Origin of the sequence: Prosthecobacter sp., assembly GCF_044226605.1 — a bacterium.
Taxonomy (GTDB): domain Bacteria; phylum Verrucomicrobiota; class Verrucomicrobiia; order Verrucomicrobiales; family Verrucomicrobiaceae; genus Prosthecobacter.
This window is the reverse complement of sequence record NZ_JBGAGS010000006.1, coordinates 232,020-247,573: the sequence shown is the minus strand read 5'-3', so window position 1 is coordinate 247,573 and position 15,554 is coordinate 232,020. Positions and strand designations below refer to the sequence as shown.

15 protein-coding genes are annotated in these 15,554 nt (G+C 62.0%); 14 read left to right on the top strand and 1 reads right to left on the bottom strand.

The window, feature by feature from the left end; translation table 11 throughout:
* Positions 1–299 precede the first annotated feature (299 nt).
* The 9 genes from ACILSO_RS10020 (at position 300) to ACILSO_RS09980 (ending at position 10,508) form a co-directional block, all read left to right on the top strand.
* The gene (locus ACILSO_RS10020) at positions 300–1,364 is read left to right on the top strand and encodes a 3-deoxy-7-phosphoheptulonate synthase (RefSeq protein ID WP_395737254.1); all 1,065 of its coding nucleotides are present in this window, start codon (positions 300–302) and stop codon (positions 1,362–1,364) included.
* Complete coding sequence (locus ACILSO_RS10015) at positions 1,365–2,360, top strand: bifunctional heptose 7-phosphate kinase/heptose 1-phosphate adenyltransferase (RefSeq protein ID WP_395737253.1); 996 nt, start codon at positions 1,365–1,367, stop codon at positions 2,358–2,360. It begins immediately after the preceding gene.
* On the top strand, positions 2,357–2,938 hold the full coding sequence (locus ACILSO_RS10010) for a D-sedoheptulose 7-phosphate isomerase (protein WP_395737252.1): 582 nt from the start codon (positions 2,357–2,359) through the stop codon (positions 2,936–2,938). Before ACILSO_RS10015 ends, ACILSO_RS10010 begins: the two co-directional genes overlap by 4 nt.
* A 380-nt stretch (positions 2,939–3,318) precedes the next feature.
* Positions 3,319–4,671: a flippase gene (locus ACILSO_RS10005; protein ID WP_395737251.1), complete on the top strand. Its 1,353-nt coding sequence runs from the start codon at positions 3,319–3,321 to the stop codon at positions 4,669–4,671.
* A 5-nt stretch (positions 4,672–4,676) separates the two neighbouring features.
* Complete coding sequence (locus tag ACILSO_RS10000; protein ID WP_395737250.1) at positions 4,677–6,212, top strand: hypothetical protein; 1,536 nt, start codon at positions 4,677–4,679, stop codon at positions 6,210–6,212.
* A complete protein-coding gene (locus ACILSO_RS09995; RefSeq protein ID WP_395737249.1) occupies positions 6,209–6,904 on the top strand; it encodes a class I SAM-dependent methyltransferase in 696 nt (231 codons plus the stop codon). The genes ACILSO_RS10000 and ACILSO_RS09995 overlap by 4 nt, the downstream gene beginning before the upstream one ends.
* A 552-nt stretch (positions 6,905–7,456) precedes the next feature.
* Positions 7,457–8,626, top strand: coding sequence for a glycosyltransferase family 4 protein (locus ACILSO_RS09990; RefSeq protein WP_395737248.1), 1,170 nt, complete (start codon positions 7,457–7,459; stop codon positions 8,624–8,626).
* Complete coding sequence (locus ACILSO_RS09985) at positions 8,623–9,777, top strand: glycosyltransferase (RefSeq protein ID WP_395737247.1); 1,155 nt, start codon at positions 8,623–8,625, stop codon at positions 9,775–9,777. Before ACILSO_RS09990 ends, ACILSO_RS09985 begins: the two co-directional genes overlap by 4 nt.
* Positions 9,774–10,508, top strand: a complete 735-nt coding sequence (locus ACILSO_RS09980; RefSeq protein WP_395737246.1) for a class I SAM-dependent DNA methyltransferase — start codon at positions 9,774–9,776, stop codon at positions 10,506–10,508. Before ACILSO_RS09985 ends, ACILSO_RS09980 begins: the two co-directional genes overlap by 4 nt.
* Here ACILSO_RS09980 and ACILSO_RS09975 read toward each other — a convergent pair.
* Positions 10,486–11,466, bottom strand: a complete 981-nt coding sequence (locus tag ACILSO_RS09975) for a glycosyltransferase family 9 protein (protein WP_395737245.1) — start codon at positions 11,464–11,466, stop codon at positions 10,486–10,488. The two genes, ACILSO_RS09980 and ACILSO_RS09975, sit on opposite strands and share 23 nt — an antisense overlap.
* Before the next feature lie 49 nt (positions 11,467–11,515).
* On the opposite strand from ACILSO_RS09975, the gene ACILSO_RS09970 reads away from it, so the two are divergent.
* Genes ACILSO_RS09970 through larB form a run of 5 tightly spaced genes read left to right on the top strand, consistent with a single transcriptional unit; the run spans position 11,516 to position 15,552 of the window.
* Complete coding sequence (locus tag ACILSO_RS09970) at positions 11,516–12,310, top strand: methyltransferase domain-containing protein (RefSeq protein WP_395737244.1); 795 nt, start codon at positions 11,516–11,518, stop codon at positions 12,308–12,310.
* Positions 12,307–13,275, top strand: a complete 969-nt coding sequence (locus ACILSO_RS09965; RefSeq protein WP_395737243.1) for an exosortase/archaeosortase family protein — start codon at positions 12,307–12,309, stop codon at positions 13,273–13,275. Before ACILSO_RS09970 ends, ACILSO_RS09965 begins: the two co-directional genes overlap by 4 nt.
* The gene (locus ACILSO_RS09960) at positions 13,272–14,006 is read left to right on the top strand and encodes an exosortase-associated EpsI family protein (RefSeq protein ID WP_395737242.1); all 735 of its coding nucleotides are present in this window, start codon (positions 13,272–13,274) and stop codon (positions 14,004–14,006) included. The genes ACILSO_RS09965 and ACILSO_RS09960 overlap by 4 nt, the downstream gene beginning before the upstream one ends.
* A complete protein-coding gene (gene larE, locus ACILSO_RS09955) occupies positions 14,003–14,803 on the top strand; it encodes an ATP-dependent sacrificial sulfur transferase LarE (protein WP_395737241.1) in 801 nt (266 codons plus the stop codon). The genes ACILSO_RS09960 and larE overlap by 4 nt, the downstream gene beginning before the upstream one ends.
* Positions 14,800–15,552 (top strand): nickel pincer cofactor biosynthesis protein LarB, encoded by a 753-nt coding sequence (larB, locus tag ACILSO_RS09950; RefSeq protein ID WP_395737240.1) that lies wholly within the window; start codon positions 14,800–14,802, stop codon positions 15,550–15,552. The genes larE and larB overlap by 4 nt, the downstream gene beginning before the upstream one ends.
* Positions 15,553–15,554: the final 2 nt, after the last annotated feature.

Sequence of the window (15,554 nt, the reverse complement as noted above, 5' to 3'; positions counted from 1 at the left end):
TGTGTCGGATTCCGCAAGTTATGAGGAAAACAGGATATTTAGCTTTGCCAAAATACCCAGCCTGTGTCAAAATTTCCGTAATTGGCATATTTGCTATGAGTGGACTTCCACCAGTGGCCGGCTGTGCCTGCGCCGTGTGCGCATCCCCGATTCCACCGACTGGTGGTGCCTGAATGATGGGCACCATGGGCGGCAGCTTGCCGCGGAACGGCGAATTCGCATCTTCGCTCAACTTTTGGTTTCCACCGCGGCCAGACGCCTCCATTCTGCACGCCCGCTTTTTTTGCCCCTCTTCTGCCGTGAGCCAATCCCATCCAACTGACGACCTTCGGATCGCTGAAATACTGCCGCTTATCCAACCTGCATTGCTCATGCATGAGTTTCGACTGGGGGAACTGGAGTCGGCGTTCATTGAAGATTCACGCAAACGAGCCGAGGCCATCCTCAATTTGAAGGATGACCGGCTGCTTGTGGTCGTCGGCCCGTGCTCGATCCATGACACGAAGTCCGCGCTGGAGTATGCGCAGCACATCATCCAGGCCCGTGAGAAATACGGCGCTGATCTTGAGATCGTGATGCGTGTGTATTTTGAGAAGCCGCGGACCACGGTGGGCTGGAAGGGGTTCATCAATGATCCGCATCTGGACGGGACCTTTGACATCAACGCCGGGCTGCGCGGGGCACGTGATCTTCTGATCAAGCTGACCAAGCGCGGGGTGCCTGCGGGCACGGAGTTTCTGGATGTGATCACGCCGCAGTACATCGCGGATGTGGTTGCGTGGGGGGCGATTGGCGCACGCACGACGGAAAGCCAGGTGCATCGTCAGCTTGCATCCGGCCTGTCCATGCCGGTGGGATTCAAGAACGGCACGGATGGCGGCATCCAGGTGGCGCTGGACGCCATCGAGGCCGCGAAGGGGCAGCACTGTTTCCTCTCGGTGACGAAGGACGGAGTCGCCGCCATTGTGAACACGAAGGGCAACAATGCCTGCCACGTGATCCTGCGCGGTGGCAAAGGCGGCACGAACTTTGATGCTGCCTCGATCAAGAATGTGTCCGACCAGCTGACCGCGCGCGGGCTGCCTGCAAGCGTGATGGTGGACTGCAGCCATGGCAACAGCCTGAAGGACTACCGCAAGCAGCCTGTGGCATCTGCATCCCTGGCGGAACAGATCGCCGGCGGCAGCACTGCCATCACCGGGGTGATGATCGAGAGCCATCTCGTGGAAGGACGCCAGGACGCGAAGCCCGGGCAGCCGCTTACCTATGGACAGAGCATCACCGATGCCTGTGTGTCCTGGGAAACCACGGAGACGATGCTTGAAGAACTCGCCGCCGCCGTCCGCGCGCGCCGCAGCAAATAAATGACCTTCACACGCGACCATCTCCAGCGCTTTGCGCAAGGCCGCATCCTTGTGGTGGGAGATGTCATGCTCGACCACTTCATCTGGGGGCATGTGCGCCGCATTTCGCCGGAGGCGCCGGTGCCCATTGTGGAGGTCACGAAGGAAGAATTTTATCCCGGTGGTGCCGCGAACGTGGCGCGCAACATTTCGCCGTTTTCTCCGCACACTCATCTCATGGGGCGGGTGGGGAAGGACATGGCCGCAGAAAAGCTGCGCACGCTGCTGATCGAGGACAAGGTGGATCCTGCACCGCTGCTGGTGCATGAGACGCTGCCCACGATCTCCAAGGCACGCGTGTCCGCGCGCCAGCAGCAGATCGTGCGGGTGGACCGCGAAAAGCTGCTGCCTCTGACCGCTGATGAACTCGTCGAAGTGGAGCAGCGTCTGCGTGAACTCGCGCCCAATCTTGACGCCATCATTCTGGAAGACTACGGCAAAGGATTCATGACCGAGCAGCTCATGGAGGTGGTGGCCAAAATCGCCGCCGAGCACAAGCTGATCGTCACGGTCGATCCCTCGCCGCGCAATCCTTTGCCATGGGCGGGTGTGTCGCTGGTGAAGCCCAACCGCCTGGAAGCTTTTGCCGCAGCGGGACTTGAAGATCATCTGCTGCCCGAAGCACCGCTGGAAAACAAGGAACTGCTGGAGGTCGGCCGGGTGCTGCTGGCCAAATGGAACGTCGCCAGTGTGCTCGTCACTTTAGGAGAGCAGGGGATGATGCTGTTTGAGCGGGGGCAGGAGCCGCACCACATTCCGACGCGGGCACGCGAAGTCTTTGACGTGTCCGGCGCGGGGGACACCGCCATCGCCCTGCTGACGCTTGCGCTTGCCAGCGGGCACAGCCTGCGGGAGGCCGCGGACATCTCGAACCACGCCAGCGGCATCGTTGTGGGCAAGCTTGGAACGGCCACATTGACGCCAGACGAACTGCTGGCAGCCTTCTCAGACAAATGAGCACTGACTTCGAATCTCTTTATAAAGCCCATCTCACCGAGCACCTGGATGCCATCGGCAAGCTTTGCAGCATGAGCGCCCAGATCGCGCCGCTGGCCGAGGCCTGGCTGGGGGCGCTGAAGGCGGGTAAGAAAGTCATTTTCTTCGGCAACGGTGGCAGCGCCGCGGATGCGCAGCATCTGGCCGCGGAACTGGTGGTGCGGTACCGCATCAACCGGCCTGCGCTTGCGGGTCTGGCCCTGACCACTGACACCTCGATCCTGACGGCGCACAGCAACGATTTCGGATACGACAGCGTCTTTGCGCGGCAGATTGAAGCGCTGGCGCAGCCTGGTGATGTTGCGCTGGGCATTTCCACTTCAGGCACGAGCAAAAACGTGCTTTTGGGGCTGCAGGCGGCGAACAAGCGGGGCTGTGTGACGATTGCCTTCACCGGTGAGAAGGGCGCGGACTGTGCTGCTGAGGCGAAGCTGAGCTTTAAAGCGCCGTCCGGGATTACCGCGCGGGTGCAGGAGTGTCATCTGTTGATCGGGCATCTTCTTTGTGATGTGGTGGAGAAGGCGTATGCGGTTGCCTAGCAGCAAGGCGTTGGATGGAGCGATCGCAGTAGGGAACGCGAAGCGCAGTTCTGCGGCGGGGTGGCGTGAAGACGCTGCTGGTGAGCGCGGTGTGCTGCGAAAGTACTGGGTTTGCTTCCCCGATGTGTTCGTCGAAACCCAGGGGCGCCTCGCCTAGGCTCGGCTGACCCTGGGCTGAATTCCGCAGCTCCTTTGGAGCTGGTGTGGAGCGGGGCGATGAGGAGAAGGTGCCGACAGAATCTTTGCAATTATGTGCTGGGTAGAAGGAACTTTTTAGGTCCCGGATGATGGGCGGGAGTGAGCTTTCTTGAACTGTCAGGGTTTGGCGGCCAGGGACATGAACAGGCAGGGATGGAACTGGTTCTGACAAAGTGGTCTGAATGAATCAATCGTCACAGGCAGCGCGGCATTCGCGCGGTGGTTTGCATGGCATGGTGTCGGGCTTTTCGAAGTCGGCGGTGCTGCGCGTGCTGAGGCTGGGGATCAATGTGGTGGTGACGGGGCTGCTGGCGCGACATCTTGGCAGCGCGGGCTTTGGCGCGCTTGCGGCCAGTCTTGCGATGGTATCGCTGCTGTATACGCTGGCGGAGCTGGGCATGGGCCGGGTGCTGGTGCGGGAACTGATGAGTGAAGGAGCTGACCATCCGGCCATCATGGGGTCGAGTTTTTACACACGGCTGGCGGCAGGGCTCATTCTGTTTGGCGGTCTGGCTGTTTATGCGTGGTGCTTTGAGCCGCCGCACGCGGCGCTGCTGCTGATCTATGGGGTGGTGCTGCTGGCGCATGCGGCCACGGATGTTCTGGCGTGGTTTGAAACGGACCGGCGCATGCACACGGCGGCGTGGTGTCAGTTTGGCGGATTCATGCTGAGCATGATTGCGATTGTGGCGGGCGTGGCAATGCAGGCACCGCTTTGGTTCTTTGCGCTCACGTATGTCATCGAGTGCCTGGCGACTGTGGTGATGCTGTATGTCCATTACCGGCGCAGCGGAGGGGCGTGGCGGGCGTGGCGCTGGGAGAAGCGCCGTTCCGTGGCCTTGCTGCGTGAGTCGTGGTTTGAGATCGCGACGCAGTTTGCGCTGCTCATGCTGCTGCGGATGGACGCCATCATGGTGCTGGCGATGCGGGGAGATGCGGAGGCGGGATACTACAGCGCGGCCGTGCGCATTTCCGAGGTGGCCTATTTTCTGCCGATGATGCTGGCGACCTTCATGATGCCGCCGCTGATCGAGCGGAAGCGGAGCGGTGCAGCCGACTACCGGGACCGGCTGGCGGATTACTTTGGACTTTCGTTTGCCCTGACCTTTGCGCTGGCGCTGTCCGTGGCGGTCACCTCCAAATGGGTCGTGGCGCTGCTGTTTGGGGAGGCATTTCAACCTGCAGCGGCGATGCTCATGGTGCATGCCTGGGCGCTGATCCCCTTCGCGCTGGGAGTGGCGCGGACGCAGTACCTGACGATTGAAGGAAGGCTGTGGGCGAACCTGCCGGCGGTGCTGGCCGGGCTGGTGATCAATGCGTTTCTCAACTGGCTGTGGATACCTACCTATGGCGGGCTGGGAGCCGCGTGGGCCACCTTGATCGCCTATTGCATCGCCTGGCTGGTGAGCACACCCGCCATGGCGGCCACGCGTGACCTGACCTCTCTGATGATGCGCGGTTTCATCCGGCTGCCGCATCTGCTGCAGGATACCAGCGCCCGCCTGCTGAACGGACGTCGGCGCTCCACCCCCTGATCCTTATGAATCGTGGAAATCCAGGTGTCATTTTGCTGATCCTCTTCCTGATGCTCGGCGGCCTCTACTCGATGGCCTCCGTGCTGCTGACCAGTGGAAACACCATTGGCGAGCTGTGCCGGTTTCTGCTGGTGGGAGGTTTTGTTTTCTGCCTGATCTCGCCGCGTGTGGGATTTTTTATCTGGCTGACGTTCTGCGGATACAACGACCTGGTGAAGCGCCTGCTCGTCATCGGCGGGCGAGTGACGCAGGATGACCTGACATTTGTGCTGGGGATCACGCCAGCGATGTTTGGCGGCGTCATCACCTCCCTCATTGTGGGCGGCCTGATGCATTCCCGGCCGGTCACGATGCGGGACTGGCGGTCCCTGGGCATTGGCATACTGCTGATGCTGCTGGCGGGAGCGGCGGCGGCGAGGCACCCAGGCGCAGGTGTGAACGGTGTGCTGCAAGCCATGGCGAACGACGGCCTTTACTCGCTGCTGCTGTTTGTGCTGCCGGTGCTGTTTCATACCAGCGTGGAAATCCAGGCGATCTGGCGCTATCTGGTGTTCGCCTTTGCCCCGGTGGCCATCTACGGGGTGGTGCAGCAGGTTTTTGGGTGGGCCGACTTTGAGATCGAGTACCTGATGAGCGGGCTGAGTGTGGAAATGAAGCAGCTGTATTCCGGGCAGGTGCGCGCTTTTTCGACGCTGAACTCCCCCACCGCCCTTTCGGTGGTTTGCGCCTGCCTGGCGGTGCTGAGCCTGTATCTCGGCTTCAGCACTCCCAAGCGCGGACAGAAGCCCGCGCTTTCCCGCCCGGTGGCGCTGCTGTTCTTTTTCATTCACAGCGCAGGCCTCGTGGCGTCTGCGAGCCGCACGCCGATGATGATCCCAATGCTGGCGCTGATTGGGGGATGGTGCTTTGCGAAGCCCGGACGGACCCGGGTCTTCTACGTGATGAGCGTTGGCTCGTTTGTGGCCCTGGTGCTGATTTCCCCGTGGCTGGCGCCGAGGCTGGATGACATCAGCGTGGCGGTGGCCTCAGCCGGACCTTCCGGAGGCTTTCTGTCCCACATGATCGTGATCGGCACGTACTGGGACCGGGTGCAGGGATTTGCGAGCGTGCTGATGAATCCGGCGGCCTGGAGCCTCTTTGGCCATGGAGTGAGGGAGGACGGAACCGGTGTGTATTTCTACCATGATCCTGTGAGCGAGATTCTGGTGAAATACGGCGCGCTGGCGCTGGTGGCAACGCTGGTGCTGCTCTTCCTGGTGCTGCGATCCTTCCACCGCACGGCCTGGAGCATGAAGGACGAACCCAGCCGGAAGTTTGCCGCGCGGATGATCGCGCTGACTTTCTCCATGGTGATGATCTCTGCGATCGGAGGGAGCGTGCTGAGCACGTTTCCGAACAACATCCTGTTCTGGATGAGTCTCTCCACGGTGGTGGTGGTCTCGCGGGACTCTCTGAGGGCGGCACGCCAGAACTCGCAGCCGGCCATGGGGAGGGTGCGCAGGCCCCTGGTCGATCCACAACCGCAACCACGCCTTGTATGAATTTTCTGCGTCCAGCGCTGCGGCGCTTCTGCTTTACCTTCAACACGATCCGCTATCGGACGGAATGGCCGTGCCTGGAGCGTGCGCTGCGGCTGACTCCGATGCGGGGCGTGATCTTTGATGGCGGGGCGGGATCCGGGGAGTTTTTGCGGCGCTCCATGGCGCTGGGATTCAGCAAGGGCATTGCCCTAGAGTATGACGAGGAAAACTTCAGCAAGCTGCAGGCGAATGCTGGAAGAGATGCCCGAGTGGAGGTGATGCGAGAGTCGCTGCTCGCCATTCCGCTGGCAGATGAAAGTGTGGATGTGGTGATGTCCACGCAGGTGATCGAGCACATTGAGGACCATGAAAAAGCGGCGTCCGAGCTGTGCCGGATTCTCAAGCCGGGAGGGCATGCGGTGATCACCGTGCCGCGCCCGCCGGAGCCGTTTGCCCAGCCGGACCATGTGCGTGAGGGGTACGTGGAGGAGGAGCTCAGCGCGCTGTTTACGCCGCATGGGATGCGGCTGGTGAGCAACGACTGGTTTTTGACGCGGGACACCGTGCGGCGCATGCTGCGGTGCGCGCGACTGCCTGCTCATGGCATGTTTGTGCCGGTGGCTTGGGTGGACCGGGAGACTCATTTGAGCCCGGAGCAGCGGCGGGCGCAGCAGCCGTATGGTCTGCTGGGATTGTTTCAAAAGGTGTCATGATTTCGTGCTGATGAAGCGGTGTTCATTGCAGGACTGGGCGCGGGGCGTGGATGGGACGCGCGTGTCTGTGGCGGCGGGTCGCGGAGAACGCTGCTGGGGAGCGCGGTGGGCCAAGGGGCCGTGGGGCTTGCTTTCCCGAGTGCTCTGTGACAACCCAGGCTCGGCTGACCGTGGGCTGAGTTTCGCCCCTTCAGGGCTGGTGTGCGGCGGAGCGATGGGGAGCAGCCGAATTTCACGAGGCTGGATTGGAGACGGGAAGGTAACGACGGGGCTGTTTGAGAGCTTATTGCGTGGAGGATGTTTCCAGAACCAGCTGAAGCCGGTACTACAATACGGGCGATGGATTGCTTCAAAGGTGGGTGTTGCGGGGCTTCCAGAGGATGGTGCTGCGAAGCGAACTCCGGGTTACGCGTGGAGAACAAGATGAGAGTGCATGAGGTGAGCTTTCTACGCGGTCGTGAATCGTTTCAAACAGGAGGCTGCGCTTCGGCTTTGACAGAGGGGCGGCGGTGTTGGCCGGTTCAATATCCCGTTTTTTCGAGAACTGAATTCATGTCGGCGAAGAGTCAGCGGCGTGTTTTGTGGATTGACCCCCATTTTCAAATTCGCAGTCCTGCGATGCAGAGCATGGTGCGGGCCCTGCCGCACCTGCTGGACAAAAACTGGCAGATCGAAATCTGGTGCCAGGAGGCAGATGCAGTGGATGCACGCGCAGCGGTGAGCATGCTGCCGCGCCTGCCGGCGCTGGGGCCGCTGGAAGCGCATTGGTTCTGGTTTGCAGCCTGGTGCCGCCTGCAGGCGGCGAGGAGCAGAGGACGCACGTGGGACATCATACATACCAGCGGGCCGACGATTCCGGGGGCGCATGTGATCTCGGTGCACTTTCACAGCGCCACGTGGCTGGGCCTGATACAGCCGCATGAGTGGAAGGAGCGCGCGCGGTGGCTGCTGACTTTTTTTGTGACGATCCAGGAGTGGGTGGTGCTGGCCCTCACGGGGTGGTCTGTGCTGCTGCCGGTGTCCCGCGCGCTGGCGCAGCGGATCGAGCAGCATGGCGGAGGAGATAAGAAGATCGAGGTTCTGCCCAATGCACTTGACCGAGGACGCTTCAACCCAGCGGTGCGGGAAAAGCACCGTGAGTCCACGCGAAAGAAGATGGGGGCGGGAGCGAAGGACTTTGTGTTTCTTTTTGCGAGTACCGGGCACTATCGACGCAAGGGATTCTGGACAGCGGTGCAGGCGCTTCATGAGTGCCGCAAGCATGCGGCAGAAGAGTGCGGGCTCAGAGTCCGCTTTGTGGTGGTGGGGGCAGGCGAGCAGGCTCAGCAGAAGCTCGCGCCTGAGCTGGATGCGAGATATCCGGGGTGGCGGGAATGGGTCTCGCTGCAACCTCCGTGCGATGACATCGAGCGCTGGTATGCCGGTGCTGACGCGTTTCTTTTTCCGTCCACGTATGAAACGTTTTCGCTGGTGTCTCTTGAGGCTTCTGCGTGCGGGCTGCCGCTGCTGCTCACGGCTTTTGACGGCCAGGAAATGTATCTGCGTGATGGAGTGAACGGTGTGCTGCTGCCGTGGGAGGCTGAGCTGATGCCTGCGTGCATTCAACAATTTCTCAAAGTGGGACGGCAGCAGATGGTGCCGGGGCCGGTGGATGCCGTGGATGTGAAGGGCTACGCCGAAGCGCTGGATGAAGTGTATCAGGGAGTGGTGGAAGCCTCATGAAACCGGGCCTGCTGCTGATCAGCCACACGTATGCCGCGCTGGAAAATCGCAAGAAGCTGCAGGCACTGGGCGCGCATTTTGACCTCGTTTGCGTCACGTCCACTCTGGAGCAGCGCATGGTGCTGGGAAGACCTTCTTCAGACTTTGACAGCGAGAACGATGCGCCTGTGCGCAGCTACCAGCTCATCCGACTGCCGAGGCGTGGGAGGACGGACACCACCTTTCTCTACGAGGGGCTGGGGGACATCATGCGCGCGCGGAGATTTGATGTGGTGCTGGTGGAGAACGAGCCGTGGGCGTTTGTGCGCTGGCAGGCGTGGTTTTGGAAAGCGCTGCTGCAGCGACAGGCGCTGTTTGGCGAATTTACCTGGGAGAACGTGGAGCGCCCTGGCTGGAAGGGGGCGGTGCTCGCTGCAGTGTATCGTGCGATGACTGGAACGACTCATTTCATCATTGCTGGCAACCAGGCTGCTGCGCGGCTGGTGCAAAAGCGTGGTGCGCGTGCTGTGGATGTGCTGGTGGCGCCGCAACTGGGCGTGGACCTGGGCAATCACCAGCCGGCCTCGCCTGCTGAGCGTGCGGCTTTGCGTGAGGCGTGCGGATTGCCCGCCGAGGCGTTCCTCGTGGGCTACTGCGGCCGATTGACTGAGGAAAAGGGACTGAGGGAACTGGTGCAGGCGTGCGAGAGCATGAAGAATGTGCAGCTGGCGATCCTCGGCTCGGGCAAGCTGGAGGGGTGGATCAAGGAACAGCAGCAGCAGCGTGCATGGCTGCACCTGCTGCCACCGCGACCGCACTTTGAGATTCCTAATTTTCTGCGCTGCCTGGATGTCTTTGTGCTGGCGAGCAAGCCGGTGCGCAGCATGACGATGTGCTGGGAAGAGCAGTTTGGCCATGTGCTGATCGAGGCGATGGCATGCGGTGTGGTGACGCTGGGATCGAGCAGCGGTGCCATTCCCGAGGTGATCGGCGATGAGGATGCCATTTTCCCGCACGGAGATGCGCAGGCACTGGCGGAGCGCCTGGGCCAGGTGATGACGAACGGTGGGCCGATGGCGCGGCGTCAGCTGGAACGCACGCGCACGCAGTACACCCATGACGCGGTCGCTGCCGCCTGGGCCGGATTCATTCAAACTAAACTCGCCGCATGAGCAGCTACCGCGACATTCTTTACCAAGACTACTCGGCGACGTTTGGCGGCCAGAAGGCGCTGGATGCGGCGGTGCAGCATACGCAGTATGAGGCCACGTACGATGCGCTGCCAGCGAACCGGGACCACGCGATCGCGGATCTGGGCTGTGGCAAAGGCGAGTGGCTCGCGTGGATGGCAGCGAAGGGATTTAGAAATCTCACGGGTGTGGATCTTTCGCCAGCGGACCTGGCCATCGCGCGTCAGAACGATCCGACCCGAACGTGGGTGCAGGAAAATGTGATCGCGTTTCTGGAAGGCAAGAGCGCGGGGTATGATGTGCTGCATGCGAAGGACATCATCGAGCATTTCACGAAGGATGAATTCATCCGCTTTCTTCTGGCTGCGAAGAAGGCGCTCAAGCCGGGTGGCGAACTGTGGCTGCTGACCTTCAATGCGCAGAGCCCGCTGTCCGCAGCGATTCGCTACGGGGACTTCACGCATGAGATCGGCCTGACGCCGGCGAGCATGGCGCAGTGCCTGCGTGCGTGCGGATTCAGCCACATCTCCGTGCAGGGGCGGCACTACTGCAGCAGCTCGATGGGCGGCAGGATGCGCCATGTGCTGGGACTGGTGGTATTTCGCCTGGCGAGGCTGCTGCTGAAAATCCGCCATGGGGAAGCGGCGAAGGAGCGGGGCATCGACCTGCACTGCACGCAGCCAGACCTGTTTACGATGGCCTGCAAGATTTAAGCACACGCTCATGAACGGCATCCACACTCCAGCGATTCATGCAGGCCATGGGCATCTTGAGGTTCAGGCAACGGTTCACGGGCTTTGTGGCAGTGTCGCAAGGCTGGCAGGTGAGTCGCGGCTCGCGCAGGAGATCGAAGCGGTCGCGGTGCCAGGGTGGATCCCAGCGCGGCGAGGAAGGCCCGACGATGATTACGCCGGGAGTGCCCACGGCCGCCGCGATGTGCATGGGGCCGGAGTTATTGCCGACAAACAAACGCGCACCTGCCATGGCGCGAACCAGCTCGTCCAGCGTGGTGGTTTTGACCCGCTGCACGGCATCGCTGAGGCCCGCATCATTGCCCTGGGTGATCCAGCGCACGGGGTGTGCCTGCGCGAGGCGGTTTGCCAGCTCGATGAAGTGATGCAAGGGCCAGCGCTGGTACTCGCGGCTGGCGCCGGCGTGGATGAGAATGGCTGCGGAGGGATCGCTGCCGAAGGCACTGAGATCCGGCGCGGGCATGGCCTGCGGCAGCGCGAAGTGCGAAGTGGCGATGCGCCAGTTGTGCATGGCAACGGGTTCATCTGCGTGAACGGGGATGCGATGGTGGAGAAGGGAATTCAGCCGAACGTGAGGGGTCTGAGGGCCGATGCAGAGGGGCGCGCCGCTCAAGCGCGCGAGGAGGTGGGCCACATTGCCCTGGTCATCGCCGAGGAGGCAGGCGTCCGGCTTCAGGGCGCGGAGTGCTGCGGCCATGCGTGCGAGCTGCCACGGCCTGCGCCAGGCGCCATTGAAATGCGGAGTTTCAAACACGCGAACTTCGACCTGCGGGCAGCAGATTTCATACAGCCGCGCAGCGGTGGGACTGGTAAGCACGACGATGCGCCAGTCCGGATGCGCTGCGACGAGCGACTGCACGACGGGAAGGTACACGACGTTGTCCCCGAGCTGATTCACTTTGAAAATTAGGAGCGTCATGCTGGCGAACCCTACCATCGCGCCTGACGGGGGCGCAACGACTAGTGTCATGAGTGCGGAACCTGCGTGCCCCGGCTGTGGAGCCGTGGCGGAAACTGAAATCGGGCGGGCGGGGGTGTGCCACCTGTGGCGCTGCGGCTGCGGGCTGGTCTTTGCGGACCGTGCCACGTGGCGAGACCCGTATGCGGGCAGCGATTACTATGATCCGGCGCACCAGCCCGAGCAAAGCTATCCGCTGAGGATCACCGCGACTGAGCGCGACCGGATCGGCACGGTGCGGCGCTTTTTGACGAACGGACGTTTGCTCGATTTTGGTGGTGGCATTGGCAAGACGGCGCTGGCAGCGCATGCGGCGGGCTTTTCCGCGGTGGTGCTGGAGGACAGTCACAAAGCGGTGGTGGAAGGGCGGGCGCATCACCCAGAGATCGAGTGGCTGGAGGGCCGCGAGATGCCGCATAGCATTGCGGATGGCTCGCTGGATGTGGTGACGATGTTTCATGTGCTGGAGCATCTGCCGGAGCCGGGTGAAGTGCTGAGGCAGATCGGGCGCAAGCTGCGCGCGGGCGGGCTGCTGGTGATCGAGGTGCCGAACTGGGGGAGTCATGTGCGGCGATTGCGCGGACTGCGCTGGGAGTTTGTGCTGGATCATCATCTGAATCATTTCACTGCGGGGAGCATGAAGCCGCTGGTGGAGCAGGCGGGATTTGAGCGCTGCGCGGTGGAGTATCGGCGCACGTTTTCCATCAATGAAGCGCAGCCGTGGAAAGAGCCGATGAAGCGGCTGCTGTGTGCGCTGGGCTTTGGTGACATCCTGCGATGCGCCTTTCGTAAAACTGCGGCATGAACCGGAAACATTTCATCTCCTGGGTGCTGGTGGCGGCGGGACTGGTGCTGCTGATGGCGGTGCAGCCGTATGCGGCGGGGTACGGGCACTTTCGGCGCACGATCATGGCCGAGATGCTGATGCGCTGGGGTGACGCCACGTGGCAGCACGGTGCGCTGATGCCGGTCATCGTGGGGTATTTGATCTGGCGGCGGCGCAAGGAGGTGGCGGAGATGCCGGAGGATTCCAGCCGGTGGGGCGTGGTGTTTGCCGTGTGCGGCTTGTTTCTGTACTTTGCCGGATTTCGTGCGAACAATTTTTACTGCGGGTATTGTGGCATCATGGCCTTGATAGCGGGGGCATCGCTTTGGCTGGAGGGGAGGCAGCGCAGCCGTGCGGGGCTGTTTGCGTGGCTGATGCTCGGCTTCACGTGGCCGCTGCCGTTTCTGGAGGAGAGCATGGGGTATCAGATGCGGCTGCTGATGGTGAGGGCCACGGGGCATGTGCTGAATGGCATGGGTGTGGATGCGCTGGTTTCAGGGACGGCGCTGCAATCCATGCCGAACGTGGAGCTGGGGCGCAGGGCGGGGGAGCTCTTCAGCGTGGGAGTGGCGGCGCCGTGCTCTGGCATGCGCTCGCTGTTTGCGCTGCTGGTGGTAGGCGCGCTGTTCAGCTATTTCCGGCAACTCACGCAGTGGAGAAGGCTGGCGTTGTTCAGCACGATCCTGCCGATTGCGATCGTGGCGAACATGGTGCGGATTTTGATCCTGATCTTTGCGGCCATGACCTTTGGGCAGAAGTGGGCCATCGGTGGCGCCACGGAAAAGGAAACTTCGGCCTTTCATGAGGTCACGGGGATCGTGGTGTTTCTTGTGGCCCTGCTGCTGCTGCAGTCTGCGTCGTGGCTGCTGAACCGGTGGTGCGGCGGGCCGGGCTTCAAACGTTCGCGAACGGTGTCACGCCAGGTAATTGCTCCCGTGTCATGATTATTCGTGCCGTCATATTATTGATGCTCTGCGGCATGACGATGCTGCTGTGCCAGTTTTCGCCGCAGGCAAGGGGTGGCGAGCAGGCCGGGGTGCTGGCGGAACTGCCGATGGTGGCGGGGAGTTTCGTGGCGGTGACCGATCCGCCGACGAAGGAAGAAGCCGAAGAGAGCAGGAAGGAGCGGGAGATTCTGCCTGCGGACACGATCATCGTGAAGCGGAAGTATCGCACGCCGGGAAGACTGGCGGAGAATCGTGACCTGGCTCATGCGACGCTGGTGATTGCAGGCAATGACAGCCGGAGCATCCACAGGCCGGAAGTATGTCTCGACGGGCAGGGGTGGACGATCACGAGTGCGACGGAGCGGGAGGTGAAGATGATCTCGGGTGCGATTCTGCGGGTGAAGGATCTGGCGATCGAACATGTGGCGCTGCAGGCGGATGGAACGAAGGTGCCGATCCAGGCGCATTACGTGTACTGGTACGTGGGGGATGACCTGAGCACGCCGAGCAATGTGGAGCGGCAGCTGCTGAGCATGCGTGACAGCGTGCTGAGAAATGTGAACCACCGCTGGGCGTACCCCTCGGTGATGGCGCGGGTGACAGAGGCTTTTTCACCGCAGGTCAGCGGGGAGCGCCGCCGCAATGATGCGGAAACGGTGGAGATGATACTCTCGCTCATCCGCAGCCTGGCGCCGCGATTTCAAAAAGATCTCATGACAAACTTATGATTCAAAAACTTCACGATCAACTTCAGTCCCTGGGCCGCGTGGCGGTGGCTTTTTCGGGAGGTGTGGACAGCACGCTGGTGCTGAAATTTGCGCTGGATGCGCTGGGTGCGGAAAACGTCGTCGCGCTGCTGGCGGTCTCGCCCAGCCTGCCGCAGAGCGAGAAGGAGGATGCGGTCGCGCTGGCGAGGGGGCTGGGGGCGCGGATTGAAATGCTGCCGACGGAGGAGGTGAGCGATCCTGCCTACCAGGCGAACGCTCCGAACCGCTGCTACTACTGCAAGGACCATGTGTACCGGGCGCTGCGAAAGTTTGCGGAGCAGAATGGCATCGAGCATGTGCTGGATGGCATGAATGCGGAGGACACGCTGGATGTGCGGCCGGGGCGGGCGGCGGCGAGAGAGCTGAAGATTCTCAGTCCTTTGCATGATCATGGTTTCAGCAAACAGGATGTGAGATTTACCGCCAAAGCGCTGGGGCTGCCGAACTGGGACAAGCCCGCGGCTGCGTGCCTGGCCTCCCGGGTGCCGTATGGGACGAGTGTGACACCGAAGCTGCTTTCACAGATTGAGCAGGCGGAGGCGGCGTTGTTTGATCTTGGTTTCCGCGAGCTGCGGGTGCGGCATCATGGGGATGTGGCAAGGCTGGAGGTGCCCGAGGCGGAGCTGATGCGAGCGTTGCAGAAGCGGGAGGCGATTACCGCGGCGCTGCGCGCGGCGGGGTATGTCTATGTGACGCTTGATCTTGCCGGACTGCGGACCGGCAGCATGAACGAGGTGCTCAAAGCGCGTGCCGCATGAACGAATCCAAGCTCAGTGATCTTCTCGCGCAGGTCAGCGCGGGCATTCTGCCGGCTGACGAGGCGCTGGAGCGTCTGCGAACGCTGCCGTTTGTGGAAGCGGGGCAGGTGCTGGCGGACACGCATCGCGTGATCCGGCAGGGGTTTCCTGAGGCGGTGTTTGCGGAGGGGAAGACACTCGCGCAGACGACGGATGCGCTGACGAGTCTTGTCGTCGCGCATGGTTGCGCGCTGGCGACGCGGGTCAGTTTGGAGGCGGCTGGTCTGCTCTTGAGACGCTTTCCTGCGGGTGTGTATGACGAGGTCTCGCGGCTGTACCGGATTGGACAAATGCAGGGAGCATTTACATCGGCGCCGGTGGCGGTGGTGTGTGCGGGTACTTCGGACCTTCCGGTGGCGGAAGAGGCGGCGCAGACGCTTGAATTTGCTGGTGCCCGAGTGAAGCGAATCACGGATGTGGGAGTGGCGGGCCTTCATCGACTGCTGGCGAGGCTGGATGAACTGCGCAGCGCAAGCATCGTCATTGCCATTGCGGGGATGGAGGGTGCGCTGCCGAGTGTCCTGGGAGGACTTGTTTCGGCTCCGGTCATCGCGGTGCCTACAAGTGTGGGTTATGGGGCGAATTTCCACGGGCTTTCCGCCTTGCTGGGCATGCTGAACTCGTGCGCGAGCGGGCTGACGGTGGTGAACATAGACAATGGTTTTGGTGCGGCGATGGCGGCGTTGCGGGTGTTGAACATGCGTGATTGATC

What these genes read in the sequence shown, in the direction of transcription:
- ACILSO_RS09995 (WP_395737249.1), top strand. Translation starts at nt 6,209, where the DNA reads ATGAATTTTCTGCGTCCAGCGCTGCGGCGCTTCTGCTTTACCTTCAAC.
- ACILSO_RS10010 (WP_395737252.1), top strand. Translation starts at nt 2,357, where the DNA reads ATGAGCACTGACTTCGAATCTCTTTATAAAGCCCATCTCACCGAGCAC.
- ACILSO_RS10015 (WP_395737253.1), top strand. Translation starts at nt 1,365, where the DNA reads ATGACCTTCACACGCGACCATCTCCAGCGCTTTGCGCAAGGCCGCATC.
- larB (WP_395737240.1), top strand. Translation starts at nt 14,800, where the DNA reads ATGAACGAATCCAAGCTCAGTGATCTTCTCGCGCAGGTCAGCGCGGGC.
- ACILSO_RS09970 (WP_395737244.1), top strand. Translation starts at nt 11,516, where the DNA reads ATGAGTGCGGAACCTGCGTGCCCCGGCTGTGGAGCCGTGGCGGAAACT.
- ACILSO_RS10000 (WP_395737250.1), top strand. Translation starts at nt 4,677, where the DNA reads ATGAATCGTGGAAATCCAGGTGTCATTTTGCTGATCCTCTTCCTGATG.
- larE (WP_395737241.1), top strand. Translation starts at nt 14,003, where the DNA reads ATGATTCAAAAACTTCACGATCAACTTCAGTCCCTGGGCCGCGTGGCG.
- ACILSO_RS09965 (WP_395737243.1), top strand. Translation starts at nt 12,307, where the DNA reads ATGAACCGGAAACATTTCATCTCCTGGGTGCTGGTGGCGGCGGGACTG.
- ACILSO_RS10005 (WP_395737251.1), top strand. Translation starts at nt 3,319, where the DNA reads ATGAATCAATCGTCACAGGCAGCGCGGCATTCGCGCGGTGGTTTGCAT.
- ACILSO_RS09985 (WP_395737247.1), top strand. Translation starts at nt 8,623, where the DNA reads ATGAAACCGGGCCTGCTGCTGATCAGCCACACGTATGCCGCGCTGGAA.
- ACILSO_RS09990 (WP_395737248.1), top strand. Translation starts at nt 7,457, where the DNA reads ATGTCGGCGAAGAGTCAGCGGCGTGTTTTGTGGATTGACCCCCATTTT.
- ACILSO_RS09980 (WP_395737246.1), top strand. Translation starts at nt 9,774, where the DNA reads ATGAGCAGCTACCGCGACATTCTTTACCAAGACTACTCGGCGACGTTT.
- ACILSO_RS09975 (WP_395737245.1), bottom strand. Translation starts at nt 11,466, where the DNA reads ATGACGCTCCTAATTTTCAAAGTGAATCAGCTCGGGGACAACGTCGTG.
- ACILSO_RS09960 (WP_395737242.1), top strand. Translation starts at nt 13,272, where the DNA reads ATGATTATTCGTGCCGTCATATTATTGATGCTCTGCGGCATGACGATG.